A 24750-nucleotide genomic window follows, 5' to 3' on the forward strand; every position below is an offset into this window, starting at 1 on the left:
TGGCACAACCGGCACACGGGAACACCCACCACCCGCTCGCTGATCGCCTACGACCACTGACCCGAGCACTTCGGACTTACTCGTCTAGAGGTATCCGAGGGCCACGGCCGCCCGCCCGCGCGGCGGCCCGGGGCGTCCGGTACGGCGAGGGCCGCACCGGACGCCACGGGTCGGGCGGGACTTCGCGGACACTCCCTAGCTTCGGCTCAGGGGTCCGGGCTGCGGGATCGGCGCAGGTCCAGGCGGCGGCGGGATCGGATCAGGCTCGGGCACCGGCCCCGGTACGGGCGGCGCCGGCCGCGGAATCGGCTCGGGATCCGGGAAGGGACCGGGGCCGGGAGCGGGCGGTGGCGGGACCGGATCCGGCTCGGGCACGGGCGGCTCGGTCATCTCTGCGTTTCGTACCATGCCTCCCACCTTCCCCGCATCCGCCCGGGTACGCCCCCCGGTCCACCCCGTGCGGGGGCCGGTCGACGCCCCCGGGGTCACGGACGAACGGTGCCCTGCCGGGCCGCGTGGACGGCCGCGGCCAGGCCGTGGGGCGGGCTGGCCAGGAGGGGGGTGGACGTCCTGGTCAGGAGGGCGGCACCGGCCATCGAGGCCTGGGCCAGGACCATGACGTCGGCCTCCGTGACGCTGTCCGCCGCCGCGGCCACCAGGGCGAGGTAGCCCTCCGTGTCGCCGGCCTCGAAGCGGGACCAGGCCTCCGCGATCAGGTGCGTGGTGACCGACACCGGGCGGCCGGCCCGGTCGGCCTCCTCCCCCAGCAGGGCGACCGTCGGGGCCAGCGTGGACTCCACGGTGGCGAGCACCGCGATGCGCGGGCCCGTACGGACGGCCAGCGCGGCCATCGGCCGGTCCACCCGCAGGATGGGGACGCCGAGCTCCGGGGCCAGGGACTCCGCGACGGCGCCGATGGTGGAGCAGGTCACGAGGACCGGGCCGACGGAGCCGGCCAGCAGGGCCCGAAGCCCCGGAGCCGCCGCGTCCGGGCCCTGGGCACGGGCCCGGTCGAGCAGCTCCGGCGCCACGAGGTGGCGCAGTACGGCCTCGGGGTGGTCCCGGTCCCGCAGCGCGTCGAACACCGGCACGTGGACCGGCGAGGTGTGCAGGAGGGTCAGGCGCGTCACCACAGGTCGGGGCTGGCCGCCAGCTGGGCCTTGGCCGCCTCGACCACCTCGGCCGGCGCCTCGGGCGCCGGCTCGGGGTGGCGGCCGGCCCAGGCGGCCGCGTACGGGCAGAGCGGAACCACGGGTACCCCCTCGGCGGCGGCGATCCCGTAGAAGGACTTCACCAGGTCCCCGGCGATGCGCCGCCCCTCGTGCCCTGGCTCGACGACGGTGTGCACCGCCACGAGCGCGTGGGGCCGCGCGTCGAGCACGAAGTACGCGATGAGCCCGACCACCTCACCGGCCTCTACGGCGAGCAGCCGCCCCGCCTCGCGGTCGTCCTTGAACTCGATGGCCCCGGCCTCGGTCTGCGACATGGTCCCCGGCTCCCCTGTCAGACAGCCACCGCGTGGGGGCTGCGCTCCTGGTCCGTTCCCGGTACCGGGGCGGACGGATCCGCGCCCAGTTCGATGATGCGGTTGTCGGCGTCGACGTGGACGACGCGCGGCTTCAACGCCCGGGCCTCGGCGTCCTCGACCTGGGCGTAGCTGATGAGGATGACGAGGTCCCCGGGGTGCACGAGATGTGCGGCGGCGCCGTTGATCCCGATGACCCCGGAACCGCGCTCGCCTTCGATGACGTAGGTCTCCAGGCGCGCCCCGTTGGTGATGTCAACGATGTGGACGAGCTCCCCGGGCAGCAGATCCGCCGCGTCGAGCAGATCGGCGTCGACGGTCACGGACCCGACGTAATGCAGATCGGCCTGGGTGACGGTGGCCCGGTGGATCTTGGACTTGAACATGGTGCGCAGCATGTCGAACTCCTGTAAGACGGCTCCCTGCCGGCTTTCTGCAGGTCAAGGGCGTCCTGCACTCTACACCGGCGAGGCGTCGGATTCGGAGGGCTCAAGGAAAATCGACTGCCTCGAACGAGAAGGCTCCTGGCCTGCACATCCGCGGGACCGGGCTGTCATGGCCCTGCCGTCCGGGCGCCCCTTCGGACAGGCCGTTCGGAGTGTGGGGAGGCACCGATGCCGACCACATCGGTCCGCCCAGCGCGTGCTTGCACGCAGGGCAGGGTGGGGCGGGTGTCGAATCCACTGAACCTGCCCAGCCTGAAGGTGAGAACCGTCACGCCGAGGCAGATCTCGGCCCGGTCCGCCCATTTGCGGGTGGCAGGGCAGGCCATGAGCAGTCCTCGCGTTGCCGCCATGTGCAGCCATGAGCACCGTCCACGTGCAGCTCATGCGGCCGCAGCGATCGGCCGGCGCGGGTCCGGTCAGTCGGCGGCTCGGCGGCGGCCCCGGCGGCGGGGGTACGGCACGAGGCGCGGCGGGCGTCGGGCAGCCACGTCCTCGACCCAGCCGAAGGCCAGTACCAGCAGCCCGAGCAGCGGGATCGCCACCGCCAGCGTGAACCACTGGCTGGTCAGCAGCCATTGGAGGTGGTGGTAGAAGAAGGGGACGCTCCACAACGGGTCGATCAGCGGGACGGCGACCACCAGGGCCGCCTGGTGCCAGAGGTAGACGCTGACGGCGCGTGCGTTGAGCAGGCTGATCAGGCCGTTCCAGCGTTCCAGCGGCTTGGGCCACCGCTCCCAGGACGGGGCGGCGTGGAGCAGGATGGCGACGAAACCGAAGGACCACAAGGCCTGGGCGATCGGCCAGGCTTCGATGTCCGTCGTCACGGTCGGATCGACCGGACGGGTCTGCAGGTACCAGAAGCCGGCCACCATGATCAGCGGCGCGACGGACGGCAGCACGTACTGCGGGATCTTCTTGAGCAGGCCTTCCTGGTGGGCCATGCCGAGGATCCAGCAGGCGCCGAAGGTGGCGAAGTCGTTGGCGGTCTCCCAGACACGGCCATAGACGAAGTCCTGGTCGGCGAAGAACACGTTCCGGACGACGACCATCACCAGCGGAGCGGACAGCGTCACCACCGGAAAGCGCCGCAGGGCCCGCAGCAGCAGCGGGGAGAGCAGGACGTACCAGAGGTAGGCCCGCAGGTACCAGAGCGGGACGACGATCTGCGCGGCCCAGCCCGGTTCCACGTGGTGGAAGCCGGTCAGCCCTTCCGCGTACGGCGGTGTGCTCAGCGGCAGGATCCAGAAGGCCAGCTCGGACCACCACCAGATGGGGTGGCCGTCGGACCGGGGTCCCCAGCCGTCGAGGATCTGGAGGACGATCACGAGGGCGCCGAAGAGCCGCATCGGCGGCAGCAGCCGACGCAGCCGGCCGCGGATCACGCCGAGCGCGGGACGGCCGAGCGAGCGGGCCATCAGCGATCCGGCCAGGGCGAACATCACGCCCATCGACGGGAAGACGAGCGGCAGCCAGAACCAGCCGAAGTTGTGGTAGAGCACCACGCGGCCCAGTGCCAGAGCGCGCAGCAGGTCGAGGTAGCGGTCCCGGGCGCCCCCGCGCCCGGCCGGGGACGGCTCCGGCTCCGGCTCCGGCTCCTGCCACTGCGCCGCTTCGGCGCGCAGCGCGGCCGGGACCCTCAACTGCATGGTGTCCCGGGAACGGCCGGGGTCGAAGGATACGGTCACGGTGCGGCCTCCAGCGGTACGCCGACCTCGCCGGTGCGCCGGAGCTTCTGCCAGCGCAGTCGGCCGCCGGTCATCGCCGTGATCGCGGACTGCAGCAGGACGATGTACATCAGCTGCCGGTAGACCAGTTGCTGGATCGGCAGGCTGATCAGGTGCCACGGCTTCTCGCGGTCGAGCCGGAAGGCGTACCAGGACAGTGCTGCCTGGAGCAGGATGAAGCCGCCCCAGCTGGTGAGCGTGACCGGAGCGTCCCCGAACAGCACGCCGTACAGCAGGAACAGGTCGACCAGCGGCGCCAGCAGCGGGGCGATCACGCCGAACAGGACGATGAGCGGCAGTCCGAGCCGGCCGAAGCGCCCGGCCGGGCCGCGGGCGGTCACGGCGCGCCGGTGCTTCCACATCGCCTGCATGCTGCCGTAGCTCCAGCGGTACCGCTGGGACCAGAGCTGCTGCAGGCTGGCGGGCGCCTCGGTCCAGGCACGGGCGTGTTCGGCGTAGACGATCCGCCAGCCGTCGCACAGTACCGCGATGGTGATGTCGGTGTCCTCGGCGAGGGTCTCGTCGCTCATTCCGCCGACCCGCCGCAGGGCTTCCTTGCGGAACGCGCCGACGGCGCCGGGGATGGTCGGGATGACGCCCAGCATGTCGTACATCCGGCGGTCGAGGTTGTGCCCGAGGACGTACTCGATGTGCTGCCAGGCCCCGATCAGGCTCTCGCGGTTGCCGACCTTGGCGTTGCCCGCGACCGCTCCGATCGACGGATCACCGAAGGGCTGGACCAGCTCGCGCACGGTGGACGGCTCGAAGACGGTGTCGCCGTCCATCATCACGATGATGTCGTACGAGGCGGCCGCTATGCCGGTGTTGAGCGCGCTGGACTTGCCTCCGTTGACCTGGCGGATCAGCCGGACGAACGGCAGGTCCATCTCCTCGACGATGTCCGCGGTGCCGTCCGTGGAGCCGTCGTCGATGACGATCACCTCGATCGGATGCTCACCGGCCGCCAGGGAGTGGAGGGTGTTGGCTATGCACTCGCGTTCGTTGTAGGCCGGGACGAGCACGGTGACCGGCGCGGTGACCGGCGGTCCCCAGGCGTCCCGTCGTGTGGAGCGCCGGGCGTGGATCGGCGCGAGGACGAGCATCAGCGCGAACCGTCCGAAGTTGAGGAAGCCGACGAGCGCCAGCAGCCCGACCAGCACCGGCAGGGTGTGCACGGCGACCTGGGTGGCCCAGATGAACCCCTTGCCTGCCCACAGCTGGAAACCGTGCACCGGAACGGTCGCGCCGGAGGCGCCGAGCGCCTGGGAAATGGTGGTGAAGCGGTAGCCCTGGGCCTGCAGTCTGTCGGTGATCTGCACGAGCGCGGCGACGGTCTGGGTACGGTCGCCACCCGCGTCGTGCAGCAGGATCAGCGCGCCCGCCCCGGGCTTGGCCGGCATCGCCGCCTTGACGATCTCGTTCACGCCGGGGCGCTTCCAGTCGTCCGTGTCGCAGTCGATGAACGCGGTGAGGTAGCCGCGCGCCCCCACGTACTTGATCACCGGGTAGTTCCAGTCGTCCATCGCGGAGGCGTCGGAGGAGTACGGCGGCCGGAACAACGCGCTGTGGACGCCCGCCACGCCGGCCAGCGCCAGCTGCGTCTGCGCCAGCTCCCAGCTGGTGCGGGCGTGGGACTGGTAGGCCAGGTCGGGGTGGGTGAAGGTGTGCACGCCGAGTTCGTGGCCGCCCGCGACGATCTGCCGGATCAGCCCCGGGTTGCGCGTGGTCATCGCGCCGGTCACGAAGAAGTCCGCGTGGATGTCGCGGGCCGCGAGCACCTCGAGGATCTTCGGAGTCCACTGGGGCGAGGGGCCGTCGTCGAAGCTCAGAACGGCGGTGCGGTCGGGGATGTGGTAGCTGACGGGGTGCTCGTTCCTGGCACCGCGGGCGTCGATGACCGGGCCGCCCTTGAGCAGTTCGGTCGGCACGGTCGTCTTGTCCACCGAGATCGCTATGCGGGAGTCGTGGAAGGCCTCGTTGGTGGCGAGGCCCCGCAGGACGAGCAGGGCGAGCAGGCAGGCCAGCAGGGACAGCGGCATGAAGAAGCGCAGCGGCGGCGCGGCCAGTCGGCGCGGCCTCAGCAGGGACTGCCGGCGGCGCTGGTGGCGGGACAAGGGCGCTCCTGGAGACGGTGGTACTGGTGATCAGGGCTGCTTCGACGGCCGGCCGGAAAGCTTCGCCCCGCGCTGCGCGGTGGCCCCGGGTTTCGGCGCGGTGGCGGCTGCCTTCGACGGGGCGGCCGCGGTCTTCGACGGGATGGCCGGGGCCTTGGAGGCCGAGGCCGTCCCCGGCCCCGCAGTGGCGGACCGCGCGACCGCCCGGGGTGAGGACGGCGCGGAGATCACGGCCGACGGGGGCGAGGCGGTCGGCGGGGGTACCGCCGGCCGCGCGGGCTGCACGGGTATGCCCATGGCCGGGGCGTCCGCCTGCACGCCGATCAGGCTGCTGCCCATGGCGACCGCCAAAATCGCGCCGATCACGGAGACGGGCCAGCCGAAGCCCCGCAGCAGACGGCCGCGCAGACCTGAGTGGTCGACGAACACCGGCACGGGGAGTGGTTCCTCGAAGGCCGGCTCGGACGTTCCGGCACGGGTCTGGTGTTCCGATCCGCGCTGGACGGACGTGATGGCTGGGCGCACCTGGCTGGGCGCACCTTGCGAGGCCTTTCATTGCAGGGTACGGAGACCGCGCGATCGCAGGGCGAACGCCAGTCCACCGGATCGGAGCCACTCGGGTCCGATGCCGGCATATGACCTGATCCACCCGGGGCCTGTGATCAGATCGAAACGGAATATGTTGTACCGGTTAGTAGGTTCGGCCCCATCGCCGGGCTCCGACGGCGCCGACCCGCACCGCCGCACGTGGCCGCCCGAGCGGTCGTCGGCACCACCGATGCGCGCCTTAGGATGACGCCCTCATCGGTTCGGCCGGTGACGATCCCCCTGCCGAGGGCGCGTCCAGGTACCGCCCCTACGCCCCGAGGAGCCCGTGTGAGCCAGCCCCGCCGCACCCCCCGCCGCAGCTGGACCGCGCTCACGCTGCCCGCACTCCTGTGCCTGCTCGCCGCGTGTTCCGGTGGGCCGGGCAACGACGACGCCGCGCCCGCCCCCAGCGCATCGCCGACTCAGTCCGGTCCGCCGGGAACCCTGTTCGACAGTTTCCACTACAGCGGCCCTGACGACCCCGCACTCGCCGCCCACGGCTGGGAGGTGCGTACCGGCGCGGGTGGCCCCGGAATCCAGGACAGCTGGTCAGCCGCCGGCGCCGGATTCCTCTCCCACGCGACCGCCCAGGGGGGCAAGGTGCTGCGCCTGCAGGCCTCCACCGACGGCACGAAGCAGGGCACCAGGCAGGTCGAGGTGCAGGGCACCGGCAAGAACCTCTTCACGGGGACGTTCGCCGCCCGGGTCCACTTCAGCGACAAGCCCGCGACAGGCCGCAACGGCGACCATGTCGTCCAGGCCTTCTTCCCGATCTCCCCCTCGGACAGCTCGGCCGACTACAGCGAGCTCGACTTCGAGTACCTGCCGAACGGCGGCTGGGGTACGGCGGGTCCGCGCCTCGACACCGTCAGCTGGTACCGGGCCGATCCGCCGGACCGGGTCAATCACACGCTCAAGCAGCACGCCGAGGGCTGGCACGTCCTGGTGGTCACCGCCATGAACGGAACGGTCACCTACTCCCTCGACGGCAAGGAACTGTTCACCAGCTCCGGCAAGTACGTCCCGCGCGAGAAGATGGACGTCCACTTCAGCAACTGGTTCGTCGACACCCCCGGCTCCGGCGCTGCGCGCACCTGGGACATGAAGGTGAACTGGGTCTACTACAAGGCCGGCGAGGTGGTCTCTCCGGCGGATGTCCAAAAGGCGGTGGACGCCTTCTACAGCGCGGGCACCACGTACGTCGACACCGTGCCGAAGGCCTGAACGCGTGAAGGCCTGCACCGGATCGCGGGCTGCGGCACGGCAACCCGTCCGGGGGGCGGCCGGGATCGACCCAGGCTGCACCTGTAGTGACTCAGAGCGATAATCGGAGCAGTACGCAGTGAGTCGTTCCGCGGATCGGGAAGTGGGGCGCAGTGATGCACGACCCGGTGTTCCACGATGCCTCCGGCGTGGTTGCGGAACCGGGTGAGGAGACGTACGCCCTGCTCGACGCCCACGGGGTGGTCATCGGGTGGGGGCCGGGGGCCGAGCGGCTGCTGGGCTACACCGCCCGGGAGGTGCACGGGCTGCGCGGGGCCGATCTGCTGATCGCGCGCTCCGAACCGGGGCACGCGGCGCTGCGGCACCGCAGCGGGCGCCGGGTGGAGGTGGCCCTCCACGCGCGGCCCATGACGTCCACGGCCGGGGAGCGCCAGTGGCTGGTCCAGGCGACCGACATCGACGCCACGCGGCGGCGCGAGCTCAGCGAGGCCCTGATCAGGGGGCTGTTCACCGAGTCCCCTTTCCTCATCGACGTCTTCGACACGCAGCTGCGCTTCATCGCGCAGAACGACGCCCTGCGGCGCGGCGCGGGCTTCGCGAACGACGACTTCGTCGGGCGCACGATGTCCGAGGTGGCCCCGCCCGACCTGCTGGACATGGCGGCCCTCGAAGCACGCCAGCGCCATGTCCTGGAGACCGGTGAGGCCTTGGTGCAGACCGAGGTACGGGGCCTGCTGCGCGGCGATCCCGACCGGCAGCACGTCTGGTCGGAGACCATCCTCCCGCTGCGCAGCAGCTCCGGCGAGCTGATCGCCCTCGCGCACACCGTGGCCGACGTCACCGAACGGGCGCGGGCGCGCGAGCGGTTGGCGCTGGTGAACGACGCGAGCACGCGCATCGGCACCACCTTGGACGTGCTGCGCACCGCCCAGGAGCTCGTGGAGGTGGCCGTGCCGGAGTTCGCCGACCACGCCTACGTCGACCTGCCCGCCGCGGTCTTCGGCGGCGAGGAACCGCTCGTCGGGACGGTGGGCGAGAGCGTGACCCTGCTGCGTGCGGCGACCTCCTCCGTACCCGGGACGGAGGTGAAGGCGGCGGTCGCGACGGGCGATCCCGACCCCTTCACCACCGGGCCGGGTTCCCTGTTCACCCGGGCCATGGCCAGCGGCGAGCCGCTGCTGCTGAACGGGGAGGAGCTGATCGCGGAGCTCGCCCCCGTCGACCCGGCGCAGGCCGAGCGGGTCCGTGCGTACGGGGTGCACTCCTGGCTGCTCGTACCGATGTCCGCCCGCGGCGCGGTGCTCGGCGCCGCCGTCTTCGTCCGCCACTCCCGCGCCCACGGGTTCGAGCCGGACGACGTGCTGCTGGCCGAGGAGATCTCGGCCCGCGCGGCCGTGTGCGTCGACAACGCGAGCCGCTACACGCGCGAGCGGACGGCCGCCCTGGCCCTGCGGCGCAGTCTGCTGCCCCAACGGCTGCCGGTGCTGGGCGCGTTGGAGGCAGTGACCCGCTACCTGCCCGCGCACGGTCAGGCGGAGCTGGGCGGGGCCTGGTACGACGTGATCCCGCTGTCGGGGGCGCGGGTCGCGCTGGTGGTGGGCGACGCCCACGGGCACGGCCTGAACGCCGCCGTGACCATGGGCGGGCTGCGGACGGCGGTGCGGACCCTCGCGGACCTCGACCTCTCCCCCGACGAGCTGCTCTCGTACATGGACGACCAGATCCACCGGTTCGTGGACGAGCACGGCGACGAGGGGGCCGGCGGGCGGCGTACGGGCGGCGCGGCCGGGACGACCTGCGTGTACGCCGTCTTCGACCCGATCAAGCGGCAGCTGGCGGTCGCCCGCGCCGGCCACCCGGCGCCCGTGCTGGCGCCGGTGGGCGGGCGGCCGGCCATCGTGCCGCTGCCCGCCGGTCCGCCGCTCGGCCTCGGCGGATCGCCTTTCGAGGGCGCCGAGTTGACGCTGAACGACGGAGACGTGCTGGTGCTCTACAGCCACGGCCTGGTCGCGGCCCCCGACCGGGAGGTGGACCTCGGCCTCGAACGGCTCCCGGAGGCGCTCTGTGACCTCGCGCCCACCCCGCCGGACGGACTCGACCAGGCCTGCGACGCACTGATCGGCCGGCTGCTCCCGGTGCTGCCGCAGAACGACGTGGCGGTGCTCATGGTGCGCCTGCACGAGCTGCCGGCCGAGCACCACGTCACATGGGAGCTGCCCGCGGAGCCCGAGGTGGTGGCCCGCGCCCGTACGCTCGCCACGCGCCAGCTGGCCGTATGGGGGCTGGCGGAGCTGGAGTTCACCACGGAGCTGGTGGTCAGCGAACTGGTCACCAACGCCATCCGGTACGGCAGCGAGCCGATCCAGCTGCGGATGATCCGCGACCGCGAGCTGATCTGCGAGGTCTCGGACGGCAGCAGCACCTCCCCGCACGTACGGCGCGCGGAGGAGACCGACGAGGGCGGGCGCGGGCTGTTCATGGTGGCGCAGCTGGCCCAGCTGTGGGGCACCCGCTACCACGCCCGCGGCAAGACCATCTGGGCCGAACAGCCCTTCCCCGAGGGGTTCCCGGAGGAGACCGGAGCCTCCTCCGGGAAGGGCTGGGCCCGGAACGCCCAGGGCCCGCCGTCCCGCCGTGATCCCAGGGACACGGACTAGCCGGCCAGGGCCTGCCGGTACGCCGCCTCCGGTACGAGGGCGTAGCCCGTGGGCCGGGCCGTGAACGTGCCCCGGCCCTGGGTGCGGCCGCGCAGCCGGGACGCGTAGCCGAAGAGCTCGGCCAGCGGCACGGTGGCGGTGACCGCCGTGGTGCCGGCCCGCGCGGCCGAGCCGGAGACCCGCCCGCGCCGGGCCGCGAGGTCGCCCAGCACCCCGCCGACGGCGTCGTCGGGTACGGTCACCACGACCTCGGCCACCGGTTCCAGGACCTCCATCGCGGCGGCGCGCAGGGCCTCGCGCAGCGCGAACCTGCCCGCGGCCCGGAACGCCATCTCCGAGGAGTCCTTGGAGTGCGTGGCCCCGTCGGTCAGCGTCACGCGCAGCCCGGTCACCGGATGACCGCCGAGGGGGCCCTCGGCGAGCGCGTCCCGGCAGCCCGCCTCCACGGCGCGGGCGTACTCCGGGGGCACCCGGCCGCCGACCACGGCCGACCGGAACTCGAAGACGCCTTCGCCGGCCTGTTCCGCCTCCGCCGCCAACGGCTCGACGTCGAGGACCACGTGGGCGAACTGGCCCGCGCCGCCGTCCTGTTTCACGTGCCGGTACACGAGACCCGTCACCCCGCGCACGACGGTCTCCCGGTACGCCACCTTGGGGCGGCCCACCGCGATCCGCAGCCCGTGGTCGCGGCGGATCTTCTCCACCGCCACCTCCAGGTGCAGCTCGCCCATCCCCGACAGGACCGTCTGGCCCGTCTCGGTGTCGGTGCGCACGACCAGCGACGGATCCTCCTCGACCAGCCGGGCCAGCGCCGCGGACAGCCGGCCCGTCTCGGCACTGCCGCCCGCCTCGACCGCCACGGACACCACGGGTGCGGCGGCCTTGGGCGGTTCGAGGACCAGCGGTGCCTCGGGGGCGCACAGCGTGGACCCGGCGCGGGTGCCCTTGAGTCCGACGACGGCGACGATGTCCCCGGCCACGGCCCGGTCCGTCTCGGCGTGCCGGTCCGCCTGGACGCGCAGGATCCGTCCGATGCGCTCGGTGCGTCCGGTGCCCGCGTCCAGCACGATGTCCCCCTTCCTCATCGTTCCCGAATAGATCCGCAGGCAGGTCAGGCGGCCGGTCGCCGTCGCGTTCACCTTGAAGGCGAGCGCGGCGAACGGGGCAGCCGGGTCGGCTGCCCGTTCCTCCACGGCCGCTCCCCGGGTTCCCCGTACCGGCGGCATGTCCGCCGGCGAGGGGAGGTAGGAGACGACCGCGTCCAGCAGCGGCTCGATGCCGCGGTTGCGGTAGGCCGAGCCGCAGAGCACGACGACGCCCTCACCGCCGCGCGTCAGGTCGCGCAGCGCGGCGGTCAGCGTGGCGGCGGAGAGCGCGGAGGTGGCGCAGTACTCCTCCAGGGCGGCCGGATGGAGTTCCGCCACCCGCTCCTCCAGCAGCCGGCGGCGCACGCGCGCCTCCTCGGACAGGGCTTCGGGTACGGGCCCCACGATGAACGAGTCCGGTTCGTCGCCCCAGACCAGCGCACGCATGTGTACGAGGTCCACGGTCCCGCGGAAGCCGGCCTCCTGCCCGATGGGCAGCTGGACGACCAGAGCGGCGACGTGCAGCCGCTCCTGTACGGACGCGACCGCCCGGTCGAGGTCGGCCCCGACGCGGTCCATCTTGTTGACGAACACCAGACGCGGCACGCCGTGGCGGTCGGCCTGCCGCCATACCGATTCGCTCTGCGGTTCGACGCCCGCGACGGCGTCGAACACCGCGACCGCGCCGTCGAGTACGCGCAGCGAGCGCTCCACCTCGTCGGAGAAGTCGACGTGTCCGGGTGTGTCGATCAGGTTGACGTGGTGGCCGTCCCAGGTGCAGCTCACGGCGGCGGCGAAGATCGTGATGCCGCGGTCGCGCTCCTGGGGGTCGTAGTCGGTGACGGTCGTGCCGTTGTGGACCTCGCCGCGTTTGTGGGTGGCCCCGGTGGCGTAGAGGATCCGCTCGGTGACGGTGGTCTTGCCGGCGTCGACGTGCGCGAGGATGCCGAGGTTGCGGACGGTGGTCGAGGTGTGCGGGTGGGTGCGCATGGCCCGGGTCTTTCCGGTCGGTCGAGAGGGGGGCGGCGCGATGTCCGGACGGAAGACGACATACCGGGGCACACGGAGTGTGCCGGGGCGCACGGGGCCACGGCCGTGCCCGCCCGGGCGTACGGGGACGCACCGGGAGGGAGGTCGTGCCGTCTCGTGTGGTGTCGTGTCAGTCGTCGCGGATGTCCGATGCCGGCCGCGCAGCCGTCATCGGGGAGACCGGGACACCAGGATCACGTCGTACCGGGACCGGGGAGCGAGCACGGCGATGCGGTGACACACGGCCCGGCTCCCCTCTCGTCGACTGAGTGCGCACCACGTCCCGTGGCGGCATGGGAACGAGTGTAGGGACACGGCGGCGGCCCGGCACCGCAATTTGATCGCGGTGCCGGGCCGGACGCCTCCTCAGGACGCGTCGGGACCGGGGGAGGCGTGCCCGGGGCCGGGGGAGGCGTCGTGCGTGGGGTCCTGGGGCGTGTCGTGGGGCATGCCCTGCGGCATGTCGTGGGGCATGTCCTGGGGGGAGCCGCCGTGGCCGGAAACGGTCTCGATGGTTCCGCCGAGGCGGGTGCGGGCGCCGGCCAGGGCTTCGGCGGAGGCCGCCGTGATGACCCAGGTGGGGCCGACGAGGTACGTACCGCCGTACATCTGGGCCTCGTTCAGCCAGGTCCGGCGGCCCTGCTCGCTGGTGAAGGTGGCCATCCGGAAGCCGGTCCGGCCCGACCCGCACGCCCCTTCCCGGAGCTCTTCCGCGTCGACCGTGGTCTCGGGCGTACAGCCCAGGGCGGCGCCGATCTCCTGGAGCGGGGCGGGTCGGGCGGTCGAGGCGGGGGCCGGGGCGGAGGAGCCGCCGTCCGGTTCCCGACCGGCCGCCACCCGGGCGGCGCAGCCGCCGCACAGCAGCGTCGCGAGCAGCACGGCGGCAGCGGCGGCGGCGGTGGCGGCGAGACGCGGTGGACGGGGCATGGCTGGCTGCCTCACTGGGTTCGGGGGCCGGGGCGGAATCGGGAGGGGTGGCGGGCTCGCTACGCCGTCGGCGGGACCTTCTTGCCCTCGGCGGTGACCGCGAACCAGAGCCCCTGCTTGTTGTGCCCGTTGGCCTGACCCGGTTCGGTGTCCCCGGTGAAGGTGTAGACCGGCCAGCAGTCGATCGTGAGCTGCTCGCTGCCGTCGGGCCGCTTCACCGATCCGACCAGCTTGCCGGAAATACCCTCGGCTTTCGCCTTGTCGATGGCCGCGGCGGGCTTCCACGTGTCCAGGCAGGCCCCGAGGCAGCCGAACTTCATCGGCCACGCGCTGTCCTTGTCGAAGCGGTAGAGGGTGCGCCACTGGCCGTCCACCAGGATCTTGCCGAGCTTTTCATTGTCGGCGACGGAGAGTTCCGCACCCGACTTCATGTTCATGCCCGCGGCTCCCGCCCCCATTTCCATTCCGTTTCCACTGCCGGCATTGCCGTCCGACTTTTGTTTCTTGTCGACCGCCTTCTTGCCGTCCGGTGCCAGTGCGTGCCAGGTGCCGCCGACGCCCTCGCCCTTCGCCTCGCCCGCCTTCGTGTCCTTCGCGTAGCGGTAGACGGGCCAGCCGCCGAGCGTCAGCTGCTTGCTGCCGTCGGTCCGGTCGACGGAGCCGATCAGGGCCGCGTCGATGCCGGCGGCGGCCGAGGCGTCGTCCGCCGGGACGGCCGGCCACACCGTGGCGCAGTCCCCGTCGCAGTTGGACTTGGGCGGCTGCGCGGTGTCCTTGTCGAAGCGGTAGAGGGCCATCCCGGCGCTGTCGGTGACCACGCCGCCCACGCTCGCGATGTCGCGTACGGACAGTTGCCCGGCCGACGCCGCCTTGCCGGAGCCCGATCCGAGGTCCGAGCCCGACCCGGCGCCGGCGGCGCCCGCCCCGTAGCCGCCCGCTCCGTAGCCCGTGTCGTACGCGCCTCCGAGGGCTTTGCCCGCCCCCGCCGGCTGTACGGAATTCGTGGTGCGCGCGGCGCCGTTGTCGCTGCTTCCGCATCCTGCCGCCAGCAGCAGAACCGCGGCCACCGATCCGACCGTTGAGATACGACGCGTCTTGTTCACGATCACTCCTTCGGGTTGAACCCGGGGGGTTCGTCTACTGCCTTATTCATAAGGCCTGACGGGTTCACCGAATTCGAATCAGCGGGAATTTATCAGATCGCGCTAACCCTTGAACTACCGTCACCGGAAGCCGTTTACCGCCGGCTCATTCCTGAATGCGCAGCGCGAGCGCGGGGCAGCGCCGCACCGCCCGGAGCGCCATCGGCCGCAACCTTCCGGGGACGGACATGACGGCCTCGGCCGGATAGCCGTCCCGGTCCAGCCTCACCACGTCGGGCAGCACGTCCACGCAGAGCCCGTGGCCCTTGCACAGCGTCCAGTCCACGACGAGCCGTTCGGGGTTCTCGTCCTCGGGCAGGGGCAGCGCGCCGAGCACGCGGCGTCCGCAGCCGCTGCCCAGGGCGTGGTCGCGCATCTCGTCGGGGAAGACGGCGAGTGCCGAGGCCATGAACGCCGAGGTGCCGTCGGGGTGGCTGCACGCGCCGCGCCGCAGCACCCCCCTCATCCGCGCCTCGACCGCCTCCAGGGCCGGCCGGCCTCCCCCCGCCGCCAGCGCCTCCACGGCATCGGCGAGCGAGGGCAGGCCCCTGACGCACGGACCGCACTGGCCGGCGGTCTCCTCCGCCATCCAGCGCATCACGCGGGCCACTTCGCCGGCCGGGCAGGTGTCCTCGGGCAGCGGCAGGACCGCCCCCGCCCCGAGCGTGGCCTTGAGCGAGGAGAGCGACTCCCGGGAGAGCAGGGCGGTCCGGGCCGCCGCCGGCGTCAGCCATTTGCCGTGGTACCCGCCGACCAGGACGCCCTGGCCCGGGGAGGAGCCGCACAGCTCCAGGACGTACGCCAGGGACGTCCCGAGCGGCGCCTCGACCACCGTCGAGCCGCTGATCGTCAGCATGACGGTGCCCGGTTCGCTCTCCAGGCCGACCGAGCGGAATCCCGTCACCCCGATCCTGGCCGCGACCGCGAGCTGGGCGTACGTCTCGGTGTTGGACAGCAGGGTCGGCAGCCCGCTCAGGCCCCGCTCGCTGGTGCGGACCTTCTGCCCGTTGGGGATCGCGGCCCCTCCGTTGAGGCCGTTCACGAGGGAGGTCCCCTCGCCCGAGACGAAGCGCTCGGGAAGCCGGCCGACGCGCAGCCGGCCGCCGGCCACGCCGCGCTCGGCGACGGCGGCCCGCAGGGACTGCTCCACGTCGTCCCTGGTCACTCCGATCGCGACCTCCTCGGCGCCGATCGCGTCGGCCGCCAACAGGGCTCCGTCCAGCACCAGGTGCGGGGAGTGCAGCAGCATGGCGGCGTCCTTGAGGCAGCTGGGCTCCCCCTCGGTGCCGTTCACCACGACGGCGGTGCGCCCCTCCTTGGTCCGGGCGGACCGGATGACCGCTTTGAGCTTGCGGGCGAACGGGAAGCCCGCTCCCCCGCGGCCCCGCAGGTCGATGCCCTCGGCGAGCTCCACGAGATCGCCCGCGGTGTACTGCGGCATCGGGCCGTGCACCACGGAGTGGTTGGCGCGGTCGAGCCGGGGCAGCACGTCGAGTCCGGCCAGCAGCCGGGGCTGGCCGACGCACCCGAGGGCGGGATCGGTGATCGAGGTCACTGACGGCCCCGCATCCCGTCGAACGACCCGCCGGGCCGGTCCGTTCCGGGCCCGGCGGCGATGCCGCTGGGGATGACCACCGTGTCGTACGTATCGGTGCCGTACGCGCCGCCGCCGTACGGGCCACTGCCGTACGGCGGCGCGTACGGCGTCGCACCGTACGGCGGGAAGACCTCGGTCGTGGGCTCCAGGGCCTGCCGGGGGGAGGGCACGAAGGGGCTGCCCACCGGCGCCGCGGCCGGATCCGGCCGCGGGGCGACCGAACGCCGGTCCGACTGCCGGGCCAGCCGCGCCGTCAGCCGCTCGGCGGCCCATTCCGCGGGCTGCCGTACGAACCGCTGCGGCGCCCTCTTGGGCCGGGGCGGCGCGCCTTGAGGGGTCGCCGCCGACACTGCCACCGGCCGTACGGGCGCGGCGCGCAGCCTCGCCCGGAGCCGTACGGCGAGCACGCCGGCCACCCCGAGCAGGCACAGGGCGTACGAGACGGTCACCCACGCGCTGGCGGGGCGGCCGGCCTTGAGCCCGTGCACCAGGGAGGCGCCCCACGCGGGGTACGCCCCGAAGTGCAGGGCCCGCCACCACAGGGAGCGGCCCTTGGTGGCGAAGGCGCTGCGGACGGCGCCGGAAATCGCCGTGGAGACGAATACGTATCCGGCCAGAGTGCCGAGGCCGATGAGGAACGGCTGGTCCTGGTCCGTGAAGGGCAGGAAAGCGGAGGTGATGCCCGTCTGCGACTCGGCGACCTTGACCCATATGTGCAGGAGCAGGAAGCCCAGCCCCGCGACGGCGAGCCCGCGGTGCGCCGCCTGGGCGACCAGCCGGTGCCCGGAGGTGAGCACCGTACGGTCCGTGGCCGCGAGGCCCCACAGGACGGCGGAGGTGAGCGAGACGAGCGAGAGGACGCCCGCCCCGAAGTCGAGGAAGTCCCAGAAGTGGCTCAGGGCGCCCGCCCGGGCCGCCACGGACAGGGCGAGCAGGCCTGTGAGGGCGGCGATGACGAGGGTGGCGGGACGCACGCCTCCGGCCGGGGACAGCAGGGGCGGCCGCCGCACGGCCCGCCGGCCGGCGGCCGCGGCAGCGGCCGCGCCGGCATGGCGTCTGGTGCTGCGCGCCCGGTGTGAGCGGGGCGTACGGGCTGGGGACAGGGGCATGTAGTTCTCCCATACGCCCAGGCCCGAGGCACTCCACGCGCACTCGGCGCCCGGGGTGGTCGACGGAACTGCTCCGCGGCGGGCGGGAGATGAGACCCCGCCGACCGGGGAGCTGGGGCCGGAGTGCAGAAGCATCGTGGACCTTCGCAACGCCTCCACAGTATTTATCTAATCGTGACAAGTTCTTGCGCGCGTGGCATCGTCACACCTGGCGTCCCCGGAAGATTCCCTTCCAACGGTGCGGTGGCAACGGGAGTGACGTCTTGTCCGCCACCACACCTCCCCGACGGCAAAACTCAGGCAAAGCCGCGGGACTGCAAGTGGATGGCACTCTCCTGGAGGGTGTACGAGGTGCTCAACTCCCCCGTCCGCACTGACGCAGAGGGGGGACGGAGGCTGCCTCGACAGGCTTGTCACCCTCCCACGGGGCAGGCCGTACCCCGGCATGAACGAGGTAACAATGTGCGAACTTCTGAACCGCATCTGGGCCCGTCCCCGAGGCGAATGGACCCGGGTCGTGCGCAGGGAACTGCCCGCGCTGACCGCCGGGATGGTGGAGGAGCTGAGGGAGGAGCTCCCCGGGTTCTCCGCCCTCGTCGACGACCTTGACGAGGAGGTGGTCAGACAGCGGCTCGAAGTGGCCCTGCTCACCGCCCTCGGGTACCGCGAGGCCGCGCCCTCGCAGAAGAACAAGGTGACGGAACACGCCCACCCCGACGAGGAAGAGGAAGAGGAGGACCATGCCGCCGAGCACGAGCACCCGGACCAGGAGGAAGAGGAAGGCGAGGACGGGGAGCTGCGCGGGCCGCCGTCCGGTCTGCGGGAGCCGGGCCGGCGAACGCAGTTGGCCCCCCTGACGGTCGTCCCCCGCGACGGTCTCGGGACCCGCTCCGAACGGGCGAGACGAGAGCTCTTCTCCGCCCTTACAAGTGACATGCCCATGGCTGAAATCGCACTCTCCGAGCTGGCCGCCGCGGCCGACTGGCCGCTCCCGGCCGAGATACGCGCCATCGCGCTGGCCACCCCGGGCGAGACCCAGCAGCTCGCGGCCGTCCTGGACGACGGACTCGCCGGCATGGTCGGCGGCCAGCCCTGCCTGCTGGTCCCGAGTCCGGACCCGGAGACCCGGACCTCCCTGGAGGCCCTGCTGCGCGGCCGGTTCGCCGCCGTGGGCCACCCCGTCGCCCCCCGCGACACCGCTTCCTCCCTGCGGTGGGCCCTGCGACTGCTCTCCCTGACCCCCAACCGGCCCGGCCTGGAGGCGCGCGCCCTCTTCGTCGACGACCACCTCTCCACCCTCATGCTGCTCCAGGACGAGCCCCTGGCACACGCACTGGCCGCACGCTGGCTGCGGCCGCTGGCCAACCTGACCCCCCGCCAGAGCGAACGGCTCGAAGTCACCCTGCTGGCCTGGCTGGAGGGCGGCGGCGCCCCCGAGGCCGCGAAGGCGCTGAGCGTCCACCCCCAGACCGTGCGCTACCGCATGCGACAGCTCGAAAAGCTCTTCGGACCCGGCCTGCGCGATCCGCGGACCCGGTTCGAGCTCGAAATGGCCCTGCGCAGCCGGCGCCTGATGGCGCAGGTGCGCCGCCAGAACTCGCGGATCGGCCGCAAGGTGCGCGTCGCCACCACCGACTTCCGGCCGCTGGGCGTCGGGCGCATGGCCCGCGTCAACGGCCTGTAGCCGCCGGGCCCCCGCCTCCCGGCCCCCTCACTCCCCCGCTCCCCTCCCCCCGTAGACACGGACTCGGCCCCGGTACCCCTCCCCCGCCCCCGCGGAGCGAAGGGGGACCGGGGTCGCCGCGTGCCGGGCATCGCGGGGCGGCCGGGACTTCGCGGGCCCACCCTGGAGTCCGACGAGTACCGCCGACTCCGCTCCGGCGCGCAGCGCGGCGTCGAGGTCCAGCAGTTCGGCGTACGCGTGCGAACAGGACCGGCAGGCCGCCAGGTGCCGGGCGAGATCGCGGCCGCGCGGGGTGCTCCCGCGGCGGCGGATCACCACCCCGAGCAGGCTGCCGTAATGGCGGCACAGGTCGTCGGCGGCCGGGTCGAGATGGGCGCGCAAGTACGCCTCGCGCAGACCCTCCCGGGCCCGGAAGGCCAGCGAGGTCACGGCGCTCGGGGTGATGCCGAGCAGCAGGGGGACGGGGTGCGGGCAGTCGTCCTCGACGAGGGTGTGCCACAGGACGGCCTTCCAGCGTTCGGGCAGCGCCTGGAAGGAGCGTGCGACGAGCCGGCGGTCCTCGCCGTCCAGCAGCCGGCGCTGCGGGTCGTCCCCGTCGGGCCCGGGCCGGCACCAGGCCTCGATGTCCGCGGTCAGGACCGTACGGCCGGCGCGGGCCCGCCACTCGCCGGCGGTGCGGCGGACCACCGACAGGAGGTACGGGCGCCATTCCTCCTGGGGCCCGGCCCCGGAGCGGACGGCCTGGAGGGTGCGGACGAACGCCTCGGAGACCAGGTCCTCCGCGTCCTGCGGGGACCGGGAGCAGCGGCGCGCACAGGCGAAAGCGGCGGCGCTGTGCCGCCGGTACAGGCACTCGCAGACGGCCGGATCGCCGTCGCCGGCGGCGTAGGCCGCCCTGAGCCGCCGTACGAGGTCCCCGTCGGAGGGCTCGGAACCCGGCCCGGGACCGGGGTCGGGACCGGCCTCCGGACCGGGGTCGGGTTTCGGAGCGGGTTCCGGGTCCGGATCCGGATCGGGTTCCGGCCGGGGTACGGGAGGGGTGGTGGGGCGAGAGCCGGACATGGCACTCCTCGTAGGGGTCCGAGGGCCCGTGCGCGGGCCCCTTCGGTCGGGGGCACAAACGCGTACGCGGTGCCGGCCCGAAGTCGGCTTCGGGCCGGCACCGCTCTCTCGGGGCGACGCGGGGAGGGGAGGTGGGAGGACGGCGCCGCCCCGATGTTCTCAGCGGCAGGCGCGGCCGTCGTTGATGCAGCGCACCGCGCCGGCCATCAGGCCGTTCGACATGACGTTGATGAAGTCTCCGTGGTCGGTCACCGGCTTGTGCAGCTGCTCGGGGAAGCTGTCCACGGCGAACCGGGAGCCGGGCGGCACGCTGTAGACGATCCGCTGGACGAGTTGCGGGATGGCCTTGAAGCCGTTCTTGCAGTTGCCGTTGTTGTCGGCGAAGGCCACGTGGGTGCGGTGGTTGGCGCTGTCGATGTTCTTGCCGTCCCAGCAGCTCTGGAAGTTGAACGTCCGTACGACGTCACTGCCCTTGGGGCAGACCGGGTACTTGTCCTTCAGCTGGCGGTTCTCGAAACCGGTGCAGCTCCACGAGGCGTTCGCGTTGGCGTTGCCGTTGGTGAGGGCCTTGGCGTCGCCGGTGATGATCCGCATGAAGCGGGGCATCGCCGCGACCTTGCTGACGGGGCTCCCCTTGAACTCGATGGTCACCTGCTTGGGCTTCAGGATCGTGCCGACGTTCGCGTCCTGGCCGCCGCCGGGCGCCTTGGCGTCCTTCTCCGCCCGGCCGTCGCGCAGCCGCAGCACGGGCCAGTAGTACGTCGACTGGTCGCCGTTGGTGCAGGTGGTCCCGGACTGGGCGAGGCTGTTGTTCGTCGAGAAGGCGTCGGTGGTCTTGTTGCCGACGTAGTCGTGCATGTGGTGGGCGCCGTTGCTCACGCCGGGCGCGACGATGACGTTGTCGGGGTTGAAGTGGCCGTCCTCGTTGCGCCCGCACTGCACGGCGAAGGATCCGGTGGAGGCGCCGCCGCGGGCCGCGGGCTTGCGCACGTTGGGCTTGACGTTGCCGATGGCCACGAAGTCGCTGCGCGCCGGGCCGCCCTTGGCCTGCTGTTGCTGCTGCTGTTGTTGCTGCTGGGGGGCTCCCTGCTTCGCCGCGGCGTCGGCGCCGCCGGCGCCGTTCGCGAGGGCCGGCTCGTCCGCCGGGTCGGCGGCCGCCGCTTCCTTCATCACGCACCCGCTGAGCCCTTGCAGCCCGGCGGGCTTCTGGCCCGCCTTTCCGAGCGTGTCGGACAGGTTGGTGATGGTCTTGTCGCGCTGCTGCTTCAGCCCGCCGAGCAGCGTCTTGCTCTTGGCCTGGCCGGAGGAGAGCTGCTTGTAGGCGTCGGCGACCTGGGTGTCGAGCTGCGCGAGGTTCGCGTCCACCTCCTTGCGGGCCTGGTCGGGGACGTTGTCGAGCTTGTCGCCCACGTCCGGGCAGTCGATGGTCGCGGTCACGGGCGCGTTGCGGGAATCCTGTCCCGCGAAGGCGCCCTGAGAGACGAGCACCACCCCACCGCCGCCCAGGACCAGGGCGGACATCGCGGCGAGGATCTTGTACTTCGGCCGCAGACGGCGTTTGTGGCCCTTTTGGCTCATGCGATCACTTCACTTCGTCGGTCGGGAATAGGGGGAGGAGGCGGCAGGGACGGGCGCGGGAGCGGAGGGGGCTCCCGGCGGGGCGTCCGCGAGGCCGTCGAAGTCGACGAGCCCACTGGCCTCGAGGACCGTGATGTGGTCCAGGACGGTGTTGTTGGCATCCGTGGCCAGGGCCCGGACCTGGGAGTTGCGGGTCTGCGCCCGGATCTGGGCCACGAGGGCGAACACCTTGCCGTGGGCCCTGCGCAGCAGCTGGACGAACAGCGCCTCGTACTGGGGGCCTTGGGCCCTGTCCATCTGGTCGAGCCAGCCCTGCTGCTGCGCGCTGGGCTGGTTGGGGATCTCCATGCCGAGGGCCTGGCTCACCTCCATGACCCTGCGGTCCAGTTGGGTGTGGCCCTCGATGAGGTGCTCCCCGGCGGTGCGGATGGCGGGCCGCGAACTGCGCTGCAGGGCCTGACGGCCCGCGGGCAGCTCCCAGAGGCCCGCGAGCCGCACCTTGCGTACGAAGTCCCGGTCCTGGGGGGTGAGCGGCCCGAAGGCCGTGCTCTGGATGCCGGCGCCGTCGTCCTCGGCCGCCGGAGCCGTGGCGGCCGCGGCCTTCGACCCGCCGAACTTCTGCACGGGGATCAGCAACGCGATCAGGGTGAACGCGAGGGCGCCGATGACGACGCCGGTCGCCATCACGTGTCTCGATGCCACCGACATGCTGCCGACGGCCGACCGACGGAAAGACAGCACTGTGCCTCCTTGCTGCGTGGACCGGGAGGGGGTGCGCCGGCTCGGGCTCCGGCAGTTGCCCGTGGCCAATGCACCCGCGCTCCCCGGGTGCCACGGGACGCTAGCGCCAGTTGTGGTGCCTGTTCGGAAGGGCCATCACGAATGGACAAACATCCGGTCAACGCCCCGAAAGGCTGGTACCGTTCGCGAGCGCTAGCTCTGGGAAGTTCCGGGCAGCGGCCGGGTGCGGGCCACGAGCAGGGCCACGTCGTCACGCCCCTCCGGCCGGCGCAGTTCGGCCAGCAGCAGGTCGCAGGTCTCCTCCAGGGGACGGCCCGGGTCGTGGAGGAGGGCGGTGAGCGCCCGCAGCCGGACGTCGATGTCCTCGTCCCGGGTTTCCACGAGCCCGTCCGTGTAGAGGACGAGCTGGTCGCCGACGTCCAGGTCCAGGGCGGCGGCCTCGAAGGGCACGCCGCCGACCCCCAGGGGCGCGCCGGTCGGCAGGTCGAGCAGCTCGGGCGGGCGGCCGGGGCTCGTGCGTACGGGCGGCAGGTGGCCGGCGGTCGCGATGCGGCACCGGCCCCGGTGCGGGTCGTACACGGCGATCACGCAGGTGGCCATGGTGTGCCCGAGCCCGGTGGCGGTGTGGTCGAGCCGGGTCAGGACGGCGGCGGGGTCGAGTTCGAGTTCCGCCAGGGTGCGGGCGGCGGTGCGCAGTTGGCCCATGGTGGCCGCGGCGTTGATGCCGCTGCCCATGACGTCGCCGACCACCAAGGCCGTCTTGTCCCCGGGCAGCGGGATGACGTCGAACCAGTCGCCGCCGACCTCGCCGGCCGCCTCGGCGGGCTGGTAGCGGTAGGCGATCTCCAGACCCGGGGTGGGGGTGGGGTGGTGGGGCAGCAGGTGGCGCTGGAGGGTGAGGGCGGCGCGGCGCTGTTTCTGGTACCAGCGGGCGTTGTCGATGCAGACGGCGGCGCGGGCCGCGAGTTCGCTGGCGAGCAGGACGTCGTCGTCGTCGAAGGGCAGCGGGTTGTCGGTGCGCAGGAGTCCGAGGGCGCCGATGACCTCGCCGCGGGCGATGAGCGGCACGGCGAGGTACGAGTGCAGCCCGGCCGCGGCGAGGAGGGCGGCGGCCGCGGCGTCGCGGGCGACGCTGGGCAGATCGGCCTCCGTCACCCGCGCCACGAGCACCGGCCGGGCGGCCCGTACGCACTGGGTGACCACCCGGGTGGTGTCGTAGCGGGCGATCGAGCCGACCGGGTCGACCGCGAGGGTGGCGGGGGTCGGTCGGGCCGCCTTGACGGCGAGGGCGCGGAAGCGCACGGTCTCGTCGGCCGGGGCCCCGGGCAGGTGGTCGCCCGTCAGGACGGCGTCGAGGATGTCGACGGTGGCGAGGTCGGCGAGCTGCGGCACGGCGATGTCGCCGAGCTCGCGCGCGGTGACCCCGAGGTCGAGCGTGGTGCCGATGCGCACGGAGGCGTCGGCGATCAGGGCGAGCCGCTGGCGGGCCAGGGCGACGGCCATCGAGGTCTTGTGCTGCTCGGTGACGTCGACGATGGAGGCGGCGACCCCGAGCGGCCGCCCTGCCGGGTCGTCGAGCCGGTAGAGGGAGAGCGACCAGGCGTGGTCCTCGTCGGGGTCGGCGGGCGTGCGGCCGGTGGTGAACCGGTTCAGCTGCGGCCGGCCTGTGGACAGCACCTCGCGCATGGCCGCCTCGATTGACTCGGTGTCCACGTGCGGCAGGGTTTCGTGGACGCGGCGTCCCATGTGCTCGGCGGCGGGCAGCCCGTTGATCCGTTCCAGGGCGGGGTTGACCAGGACGTAGCGCAATTCCGTGTCGAGCACGGCCAGGCCGATCGGGGACTGCGCGACGAGCCGCATCGACAGGGCCAGATCGCGTTCCACGCGCCGCACGGTGGCCTGATCCGAGGCGATGCCGAGGGCGTAGCGCCGCCCTTCGCTGTCCTCCAGCCGCATGTTGCGGAATTCCACCAGGCGCGTGGTGCCGTCCTTGTGCCGTACGGGAAACGCCCCGGCCCAGGAGCCGCTGCCGGTCATGACCTCCTCGAAGAGGGAGAGGACCAGGGCCAGGTTCTGCTCGTCGACGATCAGGTCCGCCGCGAACTGCCCGAGTGCATCGCCCGCGGTGTAGCCGAACAGCTCCGCGGCCTGCGGGCTCCACAGGGTGATCCGCCCCTGTGCGTCGAGGACGACCCCCGCGACGCCGAGCACGTCGAGGAGGCCGGGCCCGGTGGCGGGGTCGACGGAGAGGCCGTCGGAGGGTTCCGCGCCGGCAGGCCGGGCGGCGGAGCCCGGGGGCACCGGTTCCGGGGCGGCCGGGGAGGCATCCGCCGTACTCATGCCGGGCGCTCCTTCCCGTCCACTGCCGCGGGGGCGGTGCATCGGCCTGCTCGGTCTCCCCCGGGCCTCGCCCGGGGTGCTCCCATCCTCCCCCCACTCCCCCGGACCGGCAGCGCGGCCGCCCGCCGATACGGCCGTACGACGGAGCGCGGGAACGAGGGGCGCGGTGTATTCAGGA

General features: G+C 72.8%; 18 protein-coding genes. 3 read left to right on the plus strand and 15 right to left on the minus strand.

Annotated features, from left to right (window positions below; translation table 11 throughout):
• Nucleotides 1–485: 485 nt before the first annotated feature.
• The 6 genes from ACS04_RS05010 to ACS04_RS05035 all read right to left on the minus strand — a co-directional run bounded on the left by ACS04_RS05010 (nt 486) and on the right by ACS04_RS05035 (nt 6334).
• Entirely contained in the window at nt 486–1133 is a 648-nt protein-coding gene (locus tag ACS04_RS05010) for an arylsulfatase (RefSeq protein WP_048475277.1), read from the minus strand.
• The gene (locus tag ACS04_RS05015) at nt 1127–1486 is read right to left on the minus strand and encodes a GNAT family N-acetyltransferase (RefSeq protein WP_048475278.1); all 360 of its coding nucleotides are present in this window, start codon (nt 1484–1486) and stop codon (nt 1127–1129) included. Before ACS04_RS05015 ends, ACS04_RS05010 begins: the two co-directional genes overlap by 7 nt.
• Before the next feature lie 17 nt (nt 1487–1503).
• On the minus strand, nt 1504–1923 hold the full coding sequence (panD, locus tag ACS04_RS05020; RefSeq protein WP_048475279.1) for an aspartate 1-decarboxylase: 420 nt from the start codon (nt 1921–1923) through the stop codon (nt 1504–1506).
• A gap of 464 nt (nt 1924–2387) precedes the next feature.
• On the minus strand, nt 2388–3656 hold the full coding sequence (locus ACS04_RS05025; RefSeq protein ID WP_245236284.1) for an acyltransferase family protein: 1269 nt from the start codon (nt 3654–3656) through the stop codon (nt 2388–2390).
• The gene (locus tag ACS04_RS05030; protein WP_078864444.1) at nt 3653–5734 is read right to left on the minus strand and encodes a bifunctional polysaccharide deacetylase/glycosyltransferase family 2 protein; all 2082 of its coding nucleotides are present in this window, start codon (nt 5732–5734) and stop codon (nt 3653–3655) included. The genes ACS04_RS05025 and ACS04_RS05030 overlap by 4 nt, the downstream gene beginning before the upstream one ends.
• 105 nt (nt 5735–5839) lie before the next feature.
• Nucleotides 5840–6334 (minus strand): hypothetical protein, encoded by a 495-nt coding sequence (locus tag ACS04_RS05035; RefSeq protein ID WP_048475281.1) that lies wholly within the window; start codon nt 6332–6334, stop codon nt 5840–5842.
• A 351-nt stretch (nt 6335–6685) separates the two neighbouring features.
• Here ACS04_RS05035 and ACS04_RS05040 point away from each other — a divergent pair, with 351 nt between their 5' ends.
• Nucleotides 6686–7621 (plus strand): glycoside hydrolase family 16 protein, encoded by a 936-nt coding sequence (locus tag ACS04_RS05040; RefSeq protein ID WP_053080701.1) that lies wholly within the window; start codon nt 6686–6688, stop codon nt 7619–7621.
• 155 nt (nt 7622–7776) lie between these two features.
• Nucleotides 7777–10278 carry a SpoIIE family protein phosphatase gene (locus ACS04_RS05045; protein WP_078864446.1) on the plus strand — a complete coding sequence of 834 codons (2502 nt, stop codon included), beginning with the start codon at nt 7777–7779 and terminating at the stop codon, nt 10276–10278.
• On the opposite strand, the gene fusA is transcribed toward ACS04_RS05045, so the two are convergent.
• The 5 genes from fusA to ACS04_RS39175 all read right to left on the minus strand — a co-directional run bounded on the left by fusA (nt 10275) and on the right by ACS04_RS39175 (nt 17167).
• Nucleotides 10275–12353, minus strand: a complete 2079-nt coding sequence (fusA, locus tag ACS04_RS05050; RefSeq protein WP_048475282.1) for an elongation factor G — start codon at nt 12351–12353, stop codon at nt 10275–10277. The genes ACS04_RS05045 and fusA overlap by 4 nt on opposite strands.
• A gap of 405 nt (nt 12354–12758) precedes the next feature.
• Nucleotides 12759–13319 carry a hypothetical protein gene (locus tag ACS04_RS05055; RefSeq protein ID WP_053080702.1) on the minus strand — a complete coding sequence of 187 codons (561 nt, stop codon included), beginning with the start codon at nt 13317–13319 and terminating at the stop codon, nt 12759–12761.
• Between the two features lie 59 nt (nt 13320–13378).
• Nucleotides 13379–14422, minus strand: coding sequence for an SCO0930 family lipoprotein (locus ACS04_RS05060; protein ID WP_245236285.1), 1044 nt, complete (start codon nt 14420–14422; stop codon nt 13379–13381).
• Between the two features lie 145 nt (nt 14423–14567).
• Entirely contained in the window at nt 14568–16016 is a 1449-nt protein-coding gene (locus ACS04_RS05065; protein ID WP_048475283.1) for an NADH-quinone oxidoreductase subunit NuoF family protein, read from the minus strand.
• On the minus strand, nt 16013–17167 hold the full coding sequence (locus ACS04_RS39175) for a hypothetical protein (protein WP_245236286.1): 1155 nt from the start codon (nt 17165–17167) through the stop codon (nt 16013–16015). The genes ACS04_RS05065 and ACS04_RS39175 overlap by 4 nt, the downstream gene beginning before the upstream one ends.
• A gap of 460 nt (nt 17168–17627) precedes the next feature.
• On the opposite strand from ACS04_RS39175, the gene ACS04_RS05075 reads away from it, so the two are divergent.
• Nucleotides 17628–18851, plus strand: a complete 1224-nt coding sequence (locus ACS04_RS05075; RefSeq protein ID WP_048475284.1) for a PucR family transcriptional regulator — start codon at nt 17628–17630, stop codon at nt 18849–18851.
• Nucleotides 18852–18878: 27 nt separating this feature from the next.
• Here the strand turns inward: ACS04_RS05075 and ACS04_RS05080 are convergent, their stop codons facing one another.
• From ACS04_RS05080 to ACS04_RS05095, 4 genes are all read right to left on the minus strand, one after another.
• Nucleotides 18879–19913: an RNA polymerase sigma factor gene (locus tag ACS04_RS05080; RefSeq protein ID WP_053080703.1), complete on the minus strand. Its 1035-nt coding sequence runs from the start codon at nt 19911–19913 to the stop codon at nt 18879–18881.
• 159 nt (nt 19914–20072) lie between these two features.
• A complete protein-coding gene (locus ACS04_RS05085) occupies nt 20073–21491 on the minus strand; it encodes a DUF1996 domain-containing protein (protein ID WP_048475285.1) in 1419 nt (472 codons plus the stop codon).
• 9 nt (nt 21492–21500) lie between these two features.
• Nucleotides 21501–22232: a DUF4142 domain-containing protein gene (locus ACS04_RS05090; protein ID WP_425337810.1), complete on the minus strand. Its 732-nt coding sequence runs from the start codon at nt 22230–22232 to the stop codon at nt 21501–21503.
• Between the two features lie 192 nt (nt 22233–22424).
• On the minus strand, nt 22425–24572 hold the full coding sequence (locus tag ACS04_RS05095; RefSeq protein ID WP_078864426.1) for a SpoIIE family protein phosphatase: 2148 nt from the start codon (nt 24570–24572) through the stop codon (nt 22425–22427).
• Nucleotides 24573–24750 lie beyond the last annotated feature (178 nt).

The sequence above is a fragment of the Streptomyces roseus genome (genome assembly GCF_001044425.1).
Taxonomy (GTDB): domain Bacteria; phylum Actinomycetota; class Actinomycetes; order Streptomycetales; family Streptomycetaceae; genus Streptomyces; species Streptomyces roseus.

Bases quoted from the DNA above. Each gene is read 5' to 3' on its own strand.
- ACS04_RS05015 (WP_048475278.1), bottom strand. From the start codon at position 1,486: ATGTCGCAGACCGAGGCCGGGGCCATCGAGTTCAAGGACGACCGCGAG.
- panD (WP_048475279.1), bottom strand. From the start codon at position 1,923: ATGCTGCGCACCATGTTCAAGTCCAAGATCCACCGGGCCACCGTCACC.
- ACS04_RS05030 (WP_078864444.1), bottom strand. From the start codon at position 5,734: ATGCCGCTGTCCCTGCTGGCCTGCCTGCTCGCCCTGCTCGTCCTGCGG.
- ACS04_RS05045 (WP_078864446.1), top strand. From the start codon at position 7,777: ATGCACGACCCGGTGTTCCACGATGCCTCCGGCGTGGTTGCGGAACCG.
- fusA (WP_048475282.1), bottom strand. From the start codon at position 12,353: ATGCGCACCCACCCGCACACCTCGACCACCGTCCGCAACCTCGGCATC.
- ACS04_RS05055 (WP_053080702.1), bottom strand. From the start codon at position 13,319: ATGCCCCGTCCACCGCGTCTCGCCGCCACCGCCGCCGCCGCTGCCGCC.
- ACS04_RS39175 (WP_245236286.1), bottom strand. From the start codon at position 17,167: ATGCCCCTGTCCCCAGCCCGTACGCCCCGCTCACACCGGGCGCGCAGC.
- ACS04_RS05075 (WP_048475284.1), top strand. From the start codon at position 17,628: ATGTGCGAACTTCTGAACCGCATCTGGGCCCGTCCCCGAGGCGAATGG.
- ACS04_RS05080 (WP_053080703.1), bottom strand. From the start codon at position 19,913: ATGTCCGGCTCTCGCCCCACCACCCCTCCCGTACCCCGGCCGGAACCC.
- ACS04_RS05085 (WP_048475285.1), bottom strand. From the start codon at position 21,491: ATGAGCCAAAAGGGCCACAAACGCCGTCTGCGGCCGAAGTACAAGATC.
- ACS04_RS05095 (WP_078864426.1), bottom strand. From the start codon at position 24,572: ATGAGTACGGCGGATGCCTCCCCGGCCGCCCCGGAACCGGTGCCCCCG.